Raw genomic sequence first — 16,615 nt, 5'->3', positions numbered from 1 at the left:
TTGTTGGGTATTTCTGGGGATGATATTCATGAGGTTAGCAACCTGGGTGCAAAAAAAGATTTTAAGAAAGATTTTTATTTTGTATGTAATAGTGATAATAGGTGCAGTTGTGGGCTTTACTTTTTTTACTTTTTATGTGTCTTTAAAAAATTTAAAAGAGAAAGTTTATATTGCTGAAAATTGGTTGAATGAAGTTTTTAGCGAGTTTGTAAATGATATTAGTTTGTTTTCAGAGCTTTATTCGCATATGCCTTTTCCAGAGCAATATTTTGGAAAAATGATGGAAAATTTTACATGGGTTGACGATATTTATACATTCAGCGATGGTTATAAAAAAATAGAAAGTCATATTAGACCACTTGAAAAAGCGTTTACTTTGAGTAGCACACAGGTTGCTCTTTTGAAAGATAATAAAACGTTGGAGGTTGTAAAAAATAAGAAGCTTTTTGTAATAATTCCGCGAACAAAATCAATGGATAATACTGAAATATTTCATGAAGCACTCATTTTTGAAATTAGTCCAGAAAGATTTGTTTCAAAATTAACACAAATGATTCAGGCAAAAAATTTAGGAATATCACTGACAAAACCTGCAAAAGTATTCACAATAAGTTATCCAGGAAGATTTCATGGGTATACTTTTTATGTATCAACTAACTTTCTTAAAGATTACATAGGAGTATACATATACATTTTTCCCATTTCATTTGCTGTTTTTGTTGTATTTTATATATATTTTTCAAGGGTATATTTAAGAAAGCAATTTAAAGAGAATATAGAGAAACCTGTTAATAGTATTATGCGAGCTATAAATATTTTCGAAGAAAGACGTGATGTTGTTGAAGAAGATATTTCAGGACTTGATGAATTTTCCATAATATATTCCGAGCTTTATAATATGATGGTTTCAATTTCGGCAGGTGAACAGGAACTTGAAATGTCTCTGGATGAAATAAATTCTTTAAGAGAAAAGCTTGAGGATATTAATAACAAATTGATAGACATCTATCAAGTTTTAAGAAGCAGCGATCCCAATTTAAGAATAGAGGAGTTTTCACAAAATATTCTTGAAAAACTTGTCGATCAAATACCTGGCGCTGATGCGGGGAGTATAATTTTAAAGTTTGAGGATGGATATCATTTTACAGCGTTGGTTGGCTTTTCAGAAAATCTAAAATCTGTTGTTATAGAAAATCCAGAGCATATTGCTGCAATGAATTTAGATGGGCATGTTGGACAAAAAGAGTTTTTGGAGTTTCATAACAGGCTTCCAGAAAACGTAAAGCAAAAATTGAATATTTCTGGAACTTCAAAAATACGTTCTTCTTATTTTGTTCCAATATATGTATTGTCGGAAAAAGTGGGAGCTATATGTTTTGATTCTTTTAATAATGATACAATTGATATACCTCCGTACATAGTAGAAATTTTCAGTAGAGTGGTTGGGGGTTTTTTGTATCTTAAATCGCTTGCTGATATGAGAGAAAGTTGCCTGGAAAGTATTATTCTAACTTTTGCAGAAATGGCAGAGATGAAAGAACCTTATATGAAAGGACATTCTAAAAGAGTTGGAACAATAGCCAGATATATTGCTAAAGAAATGGGATTTGAAAAGTCAAAGTGCGACATTATCTGGCGTGCTGCAATTTTGCACGATATAGGAAAGATGGGGATTAATGAAGTCATTTTAAATAAAAAGGAACCTCTTAGCAAGAATGAATTAAAAAACATAAGAAAACATCCAGTGTATGGATATAAGTTATTGGAAAATATAAAACCTCTAATTGAAGAAGCAAAAATATTGCTTTATCATCACGAAAGATGGGATGGGAAAGGATACCCAGAAAGATTGAGAGAAGAAGAAATCCCTGTTGAGAGTAGGATAATATCAATAGCAGAAAGTTTTGATGTTATGGTTATTGACAAGCCTTATAAAAAGGCTTTATCGATTAATGAAGCTAAAGAGATATTTCAAAATGAAAAAGGTCAGTGGGATCCGGAAATAGTTAAAGTTTTTCTTAAAATAATAGATAAAGTGTATGAAGATGTTTATAAAAACGAATAAGTTAAGGGAATCAATCGTATATCTATTTTAATTAAATTCTGAAAGTTTGGAGTGATGCTTTTGGATTTTAGAAACTTGTTTTTTGAGGAATTAAGGAGAAAATTAAATGAAGCAAATGTAAAAATTGAAAAATATGTTAAAACAGAAGACGGGGAACACTTAAAAGATCTTCAGAGGATATTTCATACAATAAAAGGTGCCTCGGGTCTTGTAGGGTTTGAGAATTTTCAGGAATTTATGCACAGATTAGAGACGTTTTTTAAAGAACAATATGAAAAAAAGAAAAAGGTGACAAAAGAATATTTTGAAAGGTTATTGTATGTTATGAACGAAATTTCCAGAAAAAACGAGGATTTATCTGAAGACGAAAGTTCAGAACTTTACAAGATATTGTTAGGAGAATTGCCGTTGAAAAGCGTCCCGAAGTTTCTGGATGAACCCAGAAGAAATACTGAACATTGTGAAGAGATATTGAGATTAATTTTTAAAATAGAAAACACTATCAAAAATGGAGATAGTATGAAGGCTTTGAGCGAATTGAATGTATTGAAAAAAAGGGTGCAGGAGTCCATAGAAAAGATTAAGTATATTAATTTAAAGGATATGTTGAAAGGATTTGAAAAATGGGTATTTCAAGAGAGTATGTCTCAGGGGAAGAAAGTAAAATTGAAAATAGACTGCGGCAATGTGAAAATAAAAAGAGAAGATGCATCGAGATTGAGGGATATACTGGTTCATCTTGTGAAAAATGCTATAACGCATGGTATAGAACTTCCAGAAGAAAGGATAAAAAAAGGAAAATCACCAGAAGGAGAGATTACAATTCGTTCTTATTTGAAAGGTAACTACATTTATCTTGAAGTGATAGATGATGGTGCGGGAGTGGATGTAGAGAAAATAGAGAAAAAAATAGAAGAAGAAAAATTAGAAAACATGGATTGGAAAAGGGCTATTTTTATGCCGGGATTTTCTACAAGGGAAAAAGTTGATTTTGCTGCAGGGAGAGGGATAGGTCTTGATGCGGTAAGGACCTTTGCCTTACAAAAAAGTGGTGATGTAACGGTTGAGTCCGAAAAAGATAAGGGCAGTAAGTTTTTAGTTTTCTTCAAAACAGCAGAAAGAGACCAAACTTTTGAAAAAGTGAGTGATACAATGTAAGGATTCACATAGTTAATATAAAACAGACTGAAAAACAAGGAGGTGTTAGGTATTCTTAATTTTGTAGCTTTTATAATAGTTTTCATGGTAGTTGTAATAGTGCATGAGTTGGGACACTTTATTTTTGCAAAGCTTTTTTCTGTAAAAGTTCTTGAATTTGCGATAGGGTTTGGAAGTGCTATCTGGAAGAAAAAAATAAAAGGAACGCTTTTAAGAATAAATATAGTACCTTTTGGAGGTTATGTGAGGCTTAAGGGAGAAGATATTACAGAAGAGGGAGAAGATTCTCTGTATAGTAAACCCGCATGGCAAAGGTTGTTGATAGCATTTGCGGGGCCGCTTTTTTCCATATTAACTGCGTATGTTTTATTTATACCAATAGTAATAAATTGGGGAGTTCCTGCGGTAACTATAGATAAAATTGTTGAAGATTCCCCGGCAGAAAGAGCGGGACTTAAGAGAGGCGATGTCATTCTTGAGATTAATGGAAAAAAAGTATTTGATACAGTTGAAGTGAGTAATGTTATTTCTAAAGGGGAGACTGTAGTATTTACGATCTTGAGAAACGATGAAAAATTGAAACTAACAATTACACCGCAATTAACTCCTCCAGAATACTTCATAGTTGTCGATGATGTTAGAGGAAAAGTAGAGAAAGAAATTGTAAAAGTTAATAACTTTGATATTGATAAATACAATTTTGAAATAGGCGAATATATTACTATGAAAGATATTTCTGGCAATAAGTTATCTGGTGTGGTGAAGGCTTTCCAGTATACTCCTGAAAGATATACAGTCGGCTTTTATTATGCCGGGTTGTCACCGGAAATAGCAAAAGACGTGGAACCTTTTCAAAAAGGAGATATTCTTGTAAAAGTTGATAATATTTTAGTGAAAGATTATCTGTCACTTATAAATCTGGTAAGTGCTCTTAACCTGAAAGATAACCAGTTTGAAATACATATGTGGGGAAAAAAAATAAAAAATGTGGTTAAACCTCTTTCCGACACACTGGAAATAACCATTTTACGAAATGGTAGAGAGATTAATCTTAGTATGAAAAAAGAAGTGTTTGCTCAAAAAATTTCTACACCAGGCTTTTTCAAGACAGAGAATTATGTTTTAAAACCTAAAAATATAGTAGAATCTGTAATTCTTGCTGTTCAAAGATGTAATTCTGCAGCTTTATATATATGGAAAACATTACCCGGGATATTTTTCGGGAAAAACACTAAAGAAGTTGCCGGACCTATTGGGATAGCAGTACTTGTTGGTGAAGCTGCAAAAGCTGGCTGGGAGGTTATTTTAACAGTTGTAGCTCTTATAACTTTAAATCTGGGAATTTTCAATCTCTTTCCACTCCCTGCGCTTGACGGTGGCAGAATAATTTTTTCCTTGATAGAAATAATAACCAGGAAAAAAGTAAACAGAAAACTTGAGGCACTTATCCATACAATTGGATTTTTTGTGCTCATAGGGATAGCGTTTTATTTTATAGTACTTGATGTTTCAAGATTCTTTTAAGGAGGTACAATGAGAAAAGAGATAAAAATAGGTAGCATTAAAATAGGAGGAAATAATCCTGTAGTTATTCAATCTATGACAAATACTAATACAGAGAATATATCTGCGACATTAAAACAGATAAATGAATTAACAAATGCTGGCTGTGAAATTGTAAGGGTTTCTGTACCAACTATTAATGCGGCCAAATCATTGAAAAGTATAGTAAGAAATGTAAGAGTTCCAATAGTTGCAGATATTCATTTTGATTACAAAATAGCAATAGAAAGTATAAAAAATGGAGCGAATAAAATTCGAATAAACCCTGGAAATATAGGTGGTGAAGAAAAGGTAGTTGAAGTAATAAAAGCTGCTAAAGATTACGGAGTTCCTATCCGTGTTGGAGCAAATTCAGGTTCTATACCAAAAGATCTTCACAACCTTCCAAAAGTTGAGGCGTTGTGTGAGGCAGCTTTGAGAGAAGTAAGGCTTCTTGAAAAGCACGGTTTTGAGAATATTGTTGTATCTGTTAAAAGTTCTGATGTATATGAAACTATTGAGGCGTATGAACGCATATTCAAACTTATTCAGTATCCATTACATGTTGGGGTTACAGAAGCTGGAACTTATGATTGGGCCGTTGTAAAGTCGTCCATTGTTTTGGGGTATTTATTGATGAAGGGGATAGGTGACACTATAAGAGTTTCTGTTGCCGGAGATCCTATCGAAGAGGTTATTATAGCAAAAAGAATTTTGATTTCGCTTGGTTTAAAGGAAGGAATACAGGTTATAGCTTGCCCTACCTGCTCTCGGAGTGAATTTGATGTGGAATTTGTTGCTAAAGAAATTGAGAAAGGGATAAATATGGAGAGGAATTTGAAGATAGCTGTACTTGGTTGTGTTGTTAATGGAATAGGTGAGGGGAAAGACGCTGATATAGGTGTTGCTGGAATAAAAGATGGCGCTGTGATATTTTATCATGGGAAAATATTCAAGCAAGTAAAAATCGAGAATATTATAGGAGAAATAAAGAAACTATTACTAAATCTGGAGGATGAGAGTTGAATTATTCAAGTGCAATAGTAGCAATGGTAGTGCTGGCAATAGCAATTTCAACTGTTTATCCTACTATTTATATACAGTCAAAATTATATCAACAGGAAAAGGTAAAAGAACTTGTACAGCTGTACTCGGAAGACATTTTCTGGAATAAATTATATGGGAATGCGATAAACCTTCCTGAAAGCATGACTATAATTGATGTAAAAGATTCTACCAAGACATTTTACATTTCAGAAAATGGTGTGATAACAGCTTATGAAAGAAATGTAATGAAAATCACTTTGAAATATCTCGATAAAGAGTTTCAAGTGGAAATAATATACAATAACAGGACATATTAAGGTATTAATGTATGTAAAAATTGGCAGGGATTATGATACAATAATATGATACAGTAAAAATTGTGTCTTTATTCCATTAAATTTAAAGGAGGGTCAAGCTATGAAAAAACTTCTTGTGATTTTGATGCTTTTAGGTGTTATTCTTTCATTTGCTCAGACAAAAGTTATTTTCTGGCATGCTATGGGTGGAAGGCATGGTAAAACTCTTGAACAGATAGTAAATTCATTTAACGAAACACATCCTGATATTTATGTGGAAGCAATTTATGTGGGGAACTATGGTGCTCTCAGCCAGAAGCTTCTTGCAGGCGCACAGGCTGGAGAACTTCCAACAATTTCTCAGGCGTATTCAAACTGGACTGCCAAATTGATTCAAAGTGGTGTCGTTCAATCTCTTAATGAATTTTTGAATGATCCCAAGATAGGTCTTACAAAAGAGGAATGGGAAGATATCTTTAAACCACTTCGAGAAAATGGTATGTGGGGAGACACTGTATATGCTATACCATTTAACAAGAGTCTTTACATGCTTTACTACAACAGTGACCTGTTAACACTTTATGGAGTGGATGTACCAAAGTCTATTAACGAGCTTTATTATGCAGCTAAAATGCTCACAGAAGATATAGACGGGGATGGAAAGGTAGATCAATATGGTTTTGGTATTAGAACAACTGTTGACTTTTTCCAGATTCTTCTATCTTTGAGAGGCGGTTCTATACTGAAAAAAGTTGATGGAAGATGGGTTTCTAATATAGACAGCAAGGAAACAAGAGAAGTACTTTCCTTTGTTAAAAAGATGATAGATGATGGCATAATGTACTATCAGGGAGGATATTTAAACAATCCTTTTGGTATGCAAAAAATAGCAATGTATATTGGAACTATCGCAGGAAGACCATATGTTGCATCTTCTGTAAAAGGTAAATTTAATTGGTCCTGGGCACCAGTACCTGTCTGGAAAACACGAAAAGTTCCATTTGCTGGGACAGATATAATAATGTTCAAGTCAGCTACAGAAGAGGAAAAGAAAGCCGCATGGGAATTCATGAAATACCTTATCTCACCTGAGGTTACAGCTTTCTGGTCCATTAATACAGGTTACATACCTGTCAGAAAGAGTGCCCTTGAAACAAACATATGGAAAGAAAATGTAAAGTCAGATCCCCTTGCCGAAATTCCATTGCAACAAATTGATAATGCAGTATTTGACCCACAAATTGGAGTCTGGTATGAGATTAGAACAACAGTTGGAAATATGTTCTCAGACTTTGTAAACGGAAAAGTTGATATGGAAACAGCAATTAAAACAGCTGATGATCAAATAAAAAGGTATCTTGAAGAGGAATATGGGAAGTAATAGGTATTAAACAAGTAAATAATCTAAATACTTCAAACGGCCACTTGATCAAGTGGCCGTTTTTTTTGTGGAGAAGATTTTGACTGATTTTATGAGATTTTTGTGTCAGCATGGTATTGTGCAACGAATAATTAAAACAAGAAACTTAATATTAACAAATAATTACTCAAGGTTAAAAATTTCATTGAATAGTTACTATATGTATCAGAATAGAAATTATTTTTATAGTATTTAATTGTGATTATTAATGATTAGCAATGGTAATTATTATTTTTCTTTTAAAAACTGCTTGACATGATAGGTTTCAATGTTGTAAAATATGTGTAACTACTATTCGGGAAGGAGGGGTAATATGAAAAAGGTTGTTGTGGCGCTGCTCGTGTTAATTATTTCTTTACTGACTTTTGGGGTTATTAAGATAGGTGTTGTGCTTCCTATGACTGGTGGTATATCAGCGTTTGGGGAACTTGTATGGGAAGGTGTTCAATTAGCTCACGAAGAAATGCCCAAGGTGCTCGGAGAGGATGTAACACTTGTTCTGGTTGATAACAGAAGTGAAAAAATAGAAGCTGCCAATGCAGTTTCAAGGGCTATTGATAAAGAAGGGGTTGTAGCAATAATTGGACAGGTTGCAAGTTCCCATTCTCTTGCTGGTGGACAAATAGCGGAAACGAAAGGTGTACCAATGCTTTCGCCATCTTCTACCAATCCACTTGTTACCCAGGGCAAAAAATTTGTTTCAAGGGTCTGTTTTATAGATCCATTCCAGGGAGGAGCCCTCGCTGTTTTTGCTTCTGATCTTCTTGGAGTAAAAAAGGTGGCAGTTTTTGTTGATATTGAACAGGATTATAGTGTAGGCCTTACGAACTTCTTTATAGACAGATTTAAAAAATCTGGTGGACAGGTTAAGAAAATATATTACAAAACTGGAGATCAGGAATTTAGTGCGCAAATCACGCAAGCGCTGGCTTTTGGCGCAGATGCAATTCTCGTGACAGGATATTATCCAGAAATTGCCCTTGTAGCACAACAGGCAAAAATGCTTGGATTTACAGGATATTTCCTTGCAGGCGATGGTGCTGATGCGCCAGAACTTGTGCAAATTGGCGGAGAAGCCGTTGAAGGATTGTTCTTTACCACACATTTCCATCCAGATGCAAACGTTACTGAAAGATCCAAACGGTTTGTAAATGAGTTTGTAAGAAAATATAAAAAGAAACCATCTGCACTTGCTGCACTTGGATACGATGCTTACATGATCTTAATGGAGGCTATAAGCAGGGTAGGAAAAGCTGATCCAAAGCTTATCGCTGAGGCTGTAAGAAGCATAAAGAATTTTGAAGGTGCTACTGGTATTATTACAATCGATGAGAATGGTAATGCGTTAAAATCTGTTATTGTTGATGTTGTAAAAAATGGTGAATTTGCATTCCAGACTGTTATTCAACCTGATCAAATTCTTGGAAAATAATGTTGTTGTGTAATGTTTTCCCGTGGCGAAAGCCACGGGAATTTCTGATTCTGGAGGTGAGCTGATGCAATTAAATGCTATTCTTGTTACTCAAAATGTGTTTAACGGGATTATGGTTGGCGGATTATACGCACTTATTGCCGTTGGATATACGATGGTGTATGGAATATTGAGATTAATAAATTTTGCTCACGGCGATATTATGATGATGGGAATTTATTTTGCATTTTATGGTGTTATATTGATGAGAATGCCTACTATTTTAGGGATTGTTTTTGCGATATTGGCTACAGCATTGCTGGGTTTTGTAGTTGATAGAGTTGCTTATAAACCGTTGAGAAATGCTCCACGAATTTCAGCACTGATAACGGCTATAGGGATGTCTTTTTTTCTGGAAAGCTTTGCAGTAGTGGTTTTTGGTGCAAATTATAAATCATTTTTGCAGGTTCTTGGCAAGAATAAAGCTTTTGTTTTTAAAACATTCAAATTAGGCGGTGTAATTATTCCTCAAATAACTTTTGTTGTTATAGGAATTACAATTGTTGCCTTGCTAATTTTGTTTTATATAGTTTACAGGACAAAAATTGGTATGGCTATGAGGGCCATATCTGCAGATATACCTACAACTTCTTTGATGGGAATAAATGTTGATCTTGTTATAGGTTTTACTTTTGCCTTGGGTTCAGCATTTGCAGCTATAGCGGGTATAATGTGGGCTATGAGATATCCAAATTTCTATCCATACACAGGGTTTATGCCAGGACTTAAAGCTTTTATTGCCGCTGTGTTTGGCGGTATAGGTTCTTTACAGGGGGCTGTTTTAGGAGGTTTCTTGCTTGGAATAATTGAAGTTATGCTTATTACATTTTTCCCATCGTTAATGCAATATAGAGACGCATTTGCATTTTTGATTCTTATTATAATTTTGCTTATAAAACCTTCTGGACTTTTGGGTAAAAAGTCGATAGAAAAGGTATAAGGTGGTGATTGCAATGGATAGAACAAACAGGCTTTCAAATAAAACTGTTACAATACTGACAGTATTTTCCATTATAGGTATGGCAATATTACTCTGGGTGGCTCGGGAAACTCTTGATACTTATAGACTTAGGGTTTTAGATCTCATGGCAATTTATGCGATTATGGCTGTTAGTTTAAATTTAATAAATGGAATTACAGGAATTTTATCGCTCGGGCACGCAGGATTTATACTTATTGGGGCATATACATCATCTCTTTTAACTCTAACCCCTGCTCAAAAAGTGAGTTCTTTTATAATTCAGCCGGTAAATCCTTTTATTCAGAACCTTCATGCAAACTTTTTTGTTGCAACTATTGCGGGAGGGATTCTGGCTGCGGTTGCTGCTTTTATAATAGGATGGCCTGTTCTTAGATTATCAGGTGATTATCTTGCGATTGCATCGCTTGGATTTGCTGAAGTTATAAGAATTGTAGCTTTGAATGCGCAAAGTGTGACAAATGGTGCGCTTGGATTGAAAGGTATTCCAGCTTATACAAACACATGGTGGGCATGGGGATGGCTCCTGGTAACAGTGATTTTTATGGTGAGTCTTGTTAAAAGCTCGTATGGTCGTGCGCTGCTTGCAATAAGAGAGGATAGAATAGCTGCAGAGTCTATGGGTATAAATGTTTTTAAACATGAATTAATGAGTTTCGTTATAGGTGCTTTTTTTGCAGGAATAGCAGGAGCCTTATATGCTCACTGGCTTACAACCATAGATCCAAGAATTACCACTCTTGGACCAATTCTAACATTTTATATCTTAATAATGATAGTTCTTGGAGGGCTTGGAAGTATTTCAGGTTCCGTTGTTGGAGGAATATTGTTTGCCCTTCTTATGGAATGGCTGAGAAATCTTGAAGATCCATTCTCCATATTCGGTTTTGATTTTCCAAATGGAATAAAGGGAATGCGGTTGCTCGTTATTTCTGCAATATTCATTTCCACAATGATTTTCTGGAACAGGGGAATTTTTGGTAGAAGCGAACTTACATGGAATGGTATTTACAGCTTTTTCAAAAAGCGAGGTGGTAAGAAATGACAACAGTGTCTGAAAAAAAATTACCTATTTTAAATATTGATCATGTCACTATGGCATTTGGTGGACTCATAGCGGTTAACGATTTTGACAATAGATTATTTCCCGGGGAGCTTGTAGGATTAATAGGACCAAACGGTGCGGGGAAAACTACAGTTTTTAATGTTATTACAGGTATATATTATCCGACAAAAGGACGTATAATTTTTGATGGAATTGATATTACCCTTCTAAAACCTTATCAAATCACGCATATTGGCATTGCAAGAACATTTCAAAATATTCGGTTATTTTCTGACCTCAGTGTTCTGGACAATGTTTTAATAGCTCAACATCATACTCTTGACAATTATGATGTAGACAAAGTATTAAAAAAACATAACAAAAAGCCAAGAATAAAAGGGAGACTCTGGTTCTGGCGTTCAGTAACAAAAGTAGGTTATTTTAAGAAAGAGAATGAAATGAGAGAAAGGGCGTATTCCTTGCTGGAAAAGGTGGGATTAATTGACCTCGCTGAAGAGAAAGCGAGCGCTCTTCCATATGGACAGCAAAGAAGGCTTGAAATAGCTCGTGCCCTTGCTACTGAACCAAAATTATTGCTTCTTGATGAGCCAGCTGCGGGGATGAATCCAAAAGAATCTGAAGAACTTATGGAATTTATAAGGTATATCAGGGATAAGTTTAATTTAACAATTTTACTAATAGAGCACGATATGAAAGTGGTTATGGGGATTTGTGAGAGAATAATAGTTATGGATTATGGAAAGATAATAGCAGAGGGTAATCCTATGGAGATTAGACACAATAAAAAAGTCATAGAAGCCTACCTTGGTAAGGAGTGGGAATATGCGGAATGAAAATAATCTTATGTTAGAAATAAAGGATCTTCACGTGTATTATGGAGCGATTCATGCGGTAAAAGGGATAAATGTAAAAGTACCTAAAGGGAAAATAATAACCCTTGTAGGAGCAAATGGTGCAGGGAAAACTACAACACTTTCCTGCGTCGCTGGTCTTGTAAAGTCAAAAAGAGGGCACGTGATTTACAAAGGTAAGGATATTACAAATCTTTCCCCACATGTTATAAATATGCAAAAAATAGCTCTGGTGCCAGAAGGGAGGAGAATTTTTCCAAACCTTACTGTTTATGAAAACCTGATGATGGGAGCTTATAAAAGAAAAGATAAAGAAGGAATAAAAGAAGATTTAGAGTGGATTTTTTCGCTTTTTCCAAGGTTAAAGGAGCGGACAAATCAGCTTGGGGGAACATTATCAGGTGGAGAGCAACAGATGCTTGCTATTAGCAGGGCTTTGATGTCACGTCCAGAACTTATTATGATGGATGAGCCATCTCTTGGACTTGCTCCTGTGCTGGTGGAGGAAGTTTTTGATGTTATAAAGAAAATTAATGCTGAAGGTACTACGGTGCTTTTAGTTGAACAAAATGCCGTGGGGGCTCTTTCCATATCCGATTTTGGTTATGTACTTGAAACAGGCAACATTGTTCTTGAAGGAACAGGAAAAGAATTGCTGGAAAATGAAGATGTAAAGAAGGCATATCTTGGAATCTAAAGAGGGCAAATGCCCTCTTTTTTTAACAGCATAAAATCTCGCAAACTTCGTTAAATTAACATTCTTTGTACTACACGCTCAGAATGACAAAAAGGAAGAGACCAACTCTCGCTAATCTCGCAAGATCTTTCGCGCTTTGTGGTCAGGACAAGCCTCGCTAACTCTCGCTAATCTTGCTAATCTCGCCAACCTCGCTAATTACAAGATTCCTCACCCTTCGGGTTCGGAATGACAGGAGCGGGGGGAATCCTCGTCGCATGTGCTCCTCGGAATGACCTGAAAATAGAGTGTCATTCCGAACGAATGTGAGGGGGATCTTATTCTTTTCTAACTCTTGCCAACCTCGCTAATATCGCCAAATTAAAAATTCAGATATTGAATTAAATTTTAAGTTATGCTATTATTAAACTAAAGGGAGGCGTGTCCGAATTGGCTAAGGAGCCGGTCTCGAAAACCGGTGGGCCTCTGGCCCTTGTGGGTTCGAGTCCCACCGCCTCCGCCAGGAATACAGGATATTAGAAAAGGGAAGGTGCTTACCTTCCCTTTTTTATTTTGTTACCTCGAATATTAATTGTTGTTCCTTATGAGCTTTTAATGTTATTTTTAAATTAGGGAAACTTTTTATAATAGATACTATTTCATTTAAACTGATGGATGTTTCAATTTTGAATGTCCCTTTTTCAGTTTCTTTTAACATAAGCTGGACTTTATCAAAATGTCTGGAAAGATAATCTTTTAGCACCAGTATATACACAGGGCGTTCTACGTAAAATATCAGGGTATATTCCTTTATAAAAGATGCTTTTTCAGAAGAGGGAGAAGTTTTAAGGAGTTGAGCTATTGATTTGATAAAATCTATGTATTTTTGGCTATTTATTATCTTTGAAATAGCAGATTCTTTGGTCGCACCAGAATTAACTTCTTCGAAATTTTCACTTTTTATTATTTCTCCAGTTCGTGTGTCGATTATCTGAACGTTTGTAAACAAACGCATGGACCACAATTGATAACTTTCCACGTAAGTTTCACCGTAATGAACTTTCACGTTTATAATATATTTTGCAGCTGTAAGAAGTGCTAATTTTGCCAGAGTTTCTGGATCATAGTTTTCAGACTTTTGTTGTTCTAATATCTTTCTGGAATATTCTTTCGAAACAAGTTTTATGTTATTCTCAATAAGAATGTTCTCCATAGAAGAACTTATATATTCATAGTTGTCACCTGTTACCATTAGCAAAGCATATCCTGGGGGTTGATTCTCGATTACTTTATTAATTGCCGAGGAAAAAAGAGATTTATTGAAATTCACATTTAATATTATGTAGTAAAGTGTTTCTTTTCTCTTTTCACTGACTATTTCATAATTTATTACTCCCATTAATGCGTTTATTATTGTTTCATCTACCGGAATATTTAACAACATATTTTCATTTCCAGAAAAAACTATTCCCGCTCCTTTTTTAATAGCCTGAACTATTGCAGATTTTATAGCGTTTTCCCTCGCAGAGGCCAGGTCTTCATTTTCAATGGTAGCTACACCCTGAGAAGAAATTCTTATAATGTCTTTTGAAACTTCAGCAGAAATTCCAGGTCCTTCACGTGTTCCTGGTGCCCATGTGGCCTGTATAACTCCACCAAGACTAATAGTAACTTTTACGTTTGTATCATTTACAAGGCCACTGATTATACTCTTTCCATTTGTGAAGGTTACTAACTCCGGGAATTTTGCCCCATTTGCTTTTACAACAAAATTGAAGTTTCCTGATATACGAGGATTTAACGAAGCTTCCAGAACAATTCTCTGGCCTAAACTTACTTTTGAAGGGCCGGAAATGTTAAGGCTATAATTTTTTACATATTTTCTTGCCTTTTCCCTGTATTTTTTAATAATCTCGTCTGGTATATCAATAGACGTTTCATGAATACGATCAAGTATTTCAAGGGCTTTTAAACTACTTTTCTCATCTACAATATTCAGCTTATCTAAATTTTTAAGTTCCTGTTGTATGATGTTCCATTCATTTTTAATTTTTGCAACTATGTATGTAAGTTCAGAGAACATTTTTGGTGGAAGAATATTTTTATTATCGCTTAAAAGTTTCTCATAGCGATTTATTATGTTATAAGCTGAATAAATCATTTTTGTTCTAAGCAGTGCTTCGCCAGTTTTTATGGCAAGATATGTGTTAAAAATATTGAGCGCGATATCTTTGTCTAACAGGGCAAGAACTTTTACATAGTAATTATTTTTTTCAAAGCGCTTTTCTATAAGGTTAAAATCTACGTTTAGAAGTTCGATATTTACTTTTGTTTTTACAATATTTTCATAATTAGTTATAGCAGTTTCTTTTAACTTTTCATTACTAATCACCTGAGTTAACTCTTCTTTTAGTGTGGATTCAGCCTGAAGTTCGACATATATTTGCTCAGACAGCCTTTGAAGAGCAACTTTTTGCGCAATATTTTCTGCTTTGCCTTCATTTTCAGAAACTCCTTCACCAATTGCTCCTAAATATCCAGGAGGTATAGTAATTTGCGTTGCTTTTTTAGAATCTGATGATGATTGGAAAAACACGTCACATGAAAAAAGCAACATTATTAGTATAAAGATTGAAATTATAAAAAGAACTTTTTTCATAACCACTCACCCCTATCCTTTTAAAAAGAAAAAGCATATCCAGCTGTTATTTGCATAAAACTTGTTTGATCTATTCCAAAAATATAGGTTAGAATATATTGAGTAAATGAATCAGGAAACGTCATAGTATATAAGACTTCAGCAAAAAGTTTACTCTTTGGTTCAAAGTCGTATGAAATATGAACACCACCTGCAAGTCCGAAAGTTGGAAGGAAAGGTTCTGTCGATGTTTCACTCATATCATATAAGGAGAGCAGATGAACGCCTCCCACAACGCTTGTTTCGATTCTTCCCAATTTTAAAAGACTTTGCTTGATACCAGCAGTAATTTGCATTGGTATATAGTTTGTGAAATTGGCCATTATTATTCCTGTGTTCAAGTAAATTTTTTGTGAAGTGCTCCAACCAACCATATTTAATGAAACTTTTCCAGAGTATAGGCCTATTCCTATACTTGCTATATAAGGTGAAACTGGGTATTCTGTCGCAGGATCATACTCCTGTGGCATCGCTCCATACATGAATTTTCCCATTACTGCGTTGGTCCTTTTGTTATATCCGAGTATTTCTATAAAACCAACGTTCCCATCTTCAGTTTCTACTTTGAATATAAATCCTTTTTTAATAATTTTTGGATCAATACCTCCAAGATACACCTTTCCATTTTCTACTTTAATTACATAAGCTTCAAGTTTGAAAAATTCTCTCAAAGTTAACCATATATCATCAGCCAATATGGTTATGACGGCGTTTATGGCCTGTTCGTAAGTTTCTTCTCCAAAGAAGGTACTTTTTTCAAAACTTTTCGCGGCTAACAATTCCCCATTCTTTAAATCGTATAGTTTAAGTGATAATCTTGCGCTTCCAAGATAACCGTAACTGCTTTCGCTGTACTGTGCTGATAAACTTGTAAGTGTAAGGAGAATGGCGTATCTTGCTCCAGCTAATTTACTGGCTTGTAATGCATTTTCTGTTATGCCAAGATCACCTAAATTTCTTTCTTTGATTATCGTTTCAATGTCATTTCTCGAAAACACTTTAAAGCGTTGAAGCTCAAGAGCTTTTTCTTCAAGAATTGAGATAAGATGGTCTGCATCACTTATATTCCACCCGCCACTTACTTTAGCCGGCAGTATCACTATTCCAATTTTTTCTGAAATTGATATACCCCTTCCAGCACTAAAAATTGTTGTAAGGCTTAACAACAATATTAAAAGAAGAAATAATCTTTTCATAAGTGTCACCTCCTTGATGAAAGTATTATAGCACTTTTTATATGGGATAAACAAATTAAACTTCAAATTTATTTTTATATCACAAGATGAATGAAATTGCTTGAAATTACGTTATTAGGGTTATGTGTGTTAAATAAAAAAGGCAGCCAG

Annotated in this window: 13 protein-coding genes and 1 tRNA gene; 12 read left to right on the top strand and 2 right to left on the bottom strand. The window is 34.6% G+C overall.

The window, feature by feature from the left end:
- The first annotated feature begins 28 nt into the window (after window positions 1-28).
- From JYK00_RS01560 to JYK00_RS01505, 12 genes are all read left to right on the top strand, one after another.
- Complete coding sequence (locus JYK00_RS01560) at window positions 29-2,065, top strand: HD-GYP domain-containing protein (RefSeq protein ID WP_207566973.1); 2,037 nt, start codon at window positions 29-31, stop codon at window positions 2,063-2,065.
- A 60-nt stretch (window positions 2,066-2,125) separates the two neighbouring features.
- On the top strand, window positions 2,126-3,223 hold the full coding sequence (locus JYK00_RS01555) for an ATP-binding protein (protein WP_207566972.1): 1,098 nt from the start codon (window positions 2,126-2,128) through the stop codon (window positions 3,221-3,223).
- 42 nt (window positions 3,224-3,265) lie between these two features.
- On the top strand, window positions 3,266-4,747 hold the full coding sequence (locus JYK00_RS01550; protein ID WP_207566971.1) for a site-2 protease family protein: 1,482 nt from the start codon (window positions 3,266-3,268) through the stop codon (window positions 4,745-4,747).
- 9 nt (window positions 4,748-4,756) lie between these two features.
- On the top strand, window positions 4,757-5,791 hold the full coding sequence (gene ispG, locus JYK00_RS01545; RefSeq protein ID WP_207566970.1) for a flavodoxin-dependent (E)-4-hydroxy-3-methylbut-2-enyl-diphosphate synthase: 1,035 nt from the start codon (window positions 4,757-4,759) through the stop codon (window positions 5,789-5,791).
- Window positions 5,788-6,129, top strand: a complete 342-nt coding sequence (locus JYK00_RS01540; protein ID WP_207566969.1) for a hypothetical protein — start codon at window positions 5,788-5,790, stop codon at window positions 6,127-6,129. The genes ispG and JYK00_RS01540 overlap by 4 nt, the downstream gene beginning before the upstream one ends.
- A 100-nt stretch (window positions 6,130-6,229) precedes the next feature.
- A complete protein-coding gene (locus JYK00_RS01535; RefSeq protein ID WP_207566968.1) occupies window positions 6,230-7,489 on the top strand; it encodes an ABC transporter substrate-binding protein in 1,260 nt (419 codons plus the stop codon).
- 352 nt (window positions 7,490-7,841) lie between these two features.
- A complete protein-coding gene (locus JYK00_RS01530; protein ID WP_207566967.1) occupies window positions 7,842-8,960 on the top strand; it encodes an ABC transporter substrate-binding protein in 1,119 nt (372 codons plus the stop codon).
- Between the two features lie 64 nt (window positions 8,961-9,024).
- Entirely contained in the window at window positions 9,025-9,939 is a 915-nt protein-coding gene (locus JYK00_RS01525) for a branched-chain amino acid ABC transporter permease (protein WP_207566966.1), read from the top strand.
- A gap of 13 nt (window positions 9,940-9,952) precedes the next feature.
- Window positions 9,953-11,023, top strand: a complete 1,071-nt coding sequence (locus JYK00_RS01520; protein ID WP_207566965.1) for a branched-chain amino acid ABC transporter permease — start codon at window positions 9,953-9,955, stop codon at window positions 11,021-11,023.
- Window positions 11,020-11,877, top strand: coding sequence for an ABC transporter ATP-binding protein (locus tag JYK00_RS01515; RefSeq protein ID WP_207566964.1), 858 nt, complete (start codon window positions 11,020-11,022; stop codon window positions 11,875-11,877). The genes JYK00_RS01520 and JYK00_RS01515 overlap by 4 nt, the downstream gene beginning before the upstream one ends.
- Window positions 11,867-12,592, top strand: coding sequence for an ABC transporter ATP-binding protein (locus JYK00_RS01510; RefSeq protein ID WP_228288182.1), 726 nt, complete (start codon window positions 11,867-11,869; stop codon window positions 12,590-12,592). The genes JYK00_RS01515 and JYK00_RS01510 overlap by 11 nt, the downstream gene beginning before the upstream one ends.
- Before the next feature lie 414 nt (window positions 12,593-13,006).
- Window positions 13,007-13,094, top strand: a tRNA-Ser gene (locus JYK00_RS01505).
- Between the two features lie 45 nt (window positions 13,095-13,139).
- On the opposite strand, the gene JYK00_RS01500 is transcribed toward JYK00_RS01505, so the two are convergent.
- Together JYK00_RS01500 and JYK00_RS01495 are read right to left on the bottom strand one after the other, a co-directional pair.
- On the bottom strand, window positions 13,140-15,230 hold the full coding sequence (locus tag JYK00_RS01500) for a flagellar assembly protein T N-terminal domain-containing protein (RefSeq protein WP_207566963.1): 2,091 nt from the start codon (window positions 15,228-15,230) through the stop codon (window positions 13,140-13,142).
- A gap of 20 nt (window positions 15,231-15,250) precedes the next feature.
- Window positions 15,251-16,465: a CsgG/HfaB family protein gene (locus JYK00_RS01495; protein ID WP_207566962.1), complete on the bottom strand. Its 1,215-nt coding sequence runs from the start codon at window positions 16,463-16,465 to the stop codon at window positions 15,251-15,253.
- Window positions 16,466-16,615 lie beyond the last annotated feature (150 nt).

The sequence above is a fragment of the Thermosipho ferrireducens genome (genome assembly GCF_017358165.1).
Lineage (GTDB): Bacteria > Thermotogota > Thermotogae > Thermotogales > Fervidobacteriaceae > Thermosipho_B > Thermosipho_B ferrireducens.
This window is presented reverse-complemented; position numbering and strand designations above follow the sequence as displayed.

Bases quoted from the DNA above. Each gene is read 5' to 3' on its own strand.
- JYK00_RS01560 (WP_207566973.1), top strand. From the start codon at position 29: ATGAGGTTAGCAACCTGGGTGCAAAAAAAGATTTTAAGAAAGATTTTT.
- ispG (WP_207566970.1), top strand. From the start codon at position 4,757: ATGAGAAAAGAGATAAAAATAGGTAGCATTAAAATAGGAGGAAATAAT.
- JYK00_RS01535 (WP_207566968.1), top strand. From the start codon at position 6,230: ATGAAAAAACTTCTTGTGATTTTGATGCTTTTAGGTGTTATTCTTTCA.
- JYK00_RS01530 (WP_207566967.1), top strand. From the start codon at position 7,842: ATGAAAAAGGTTGTTGTGGCGCTGCTCGTGTTAATTATTTCTTTACTG.
- JYK00_RS01525 (WP_207566966.1), top strand. From the start codon at position 9,025: ATGCAATTAAATGCTATTCTTGTTACTCAAAATGTGTTTAACGGGATT.
- JYK00_RS01520 (WP_207566965.1), top strand. From the start codon at position 9,953: ATGGATAGAACAAACAGGCTTTCAAATAAAACTGTTACAATACTGACA.
- JYK00_RS01515 (WP_207566964.1), top strand. From the start codon at position 11,020: ATGACAACAGTGTCTGAAAAAAAATTACCTATTTTAAATATTGATCAT.
- JYK00_RS01510 (WP_228288182.1), top strand. From the start codon at position 11,867: ATGCGGAATGAAAATAATCTTATGTTAGAAATAAAGGATCTTCACGTG.
- JYK00_RS01500 (WP_207566963.1), bottom strand. From the start codon at position 15,230: ATGAAAAAAGTTCTTTTTATAATTTCAATCTTTATACTAATAATGTTG.
- JYK00_RS01495 (WP_207566962.1), bottom strand. From the start codon at position 16,465: ATGAAAAGATTATTTCTTCTTTTAATATTGTTGTTAAGCCTTACAACA.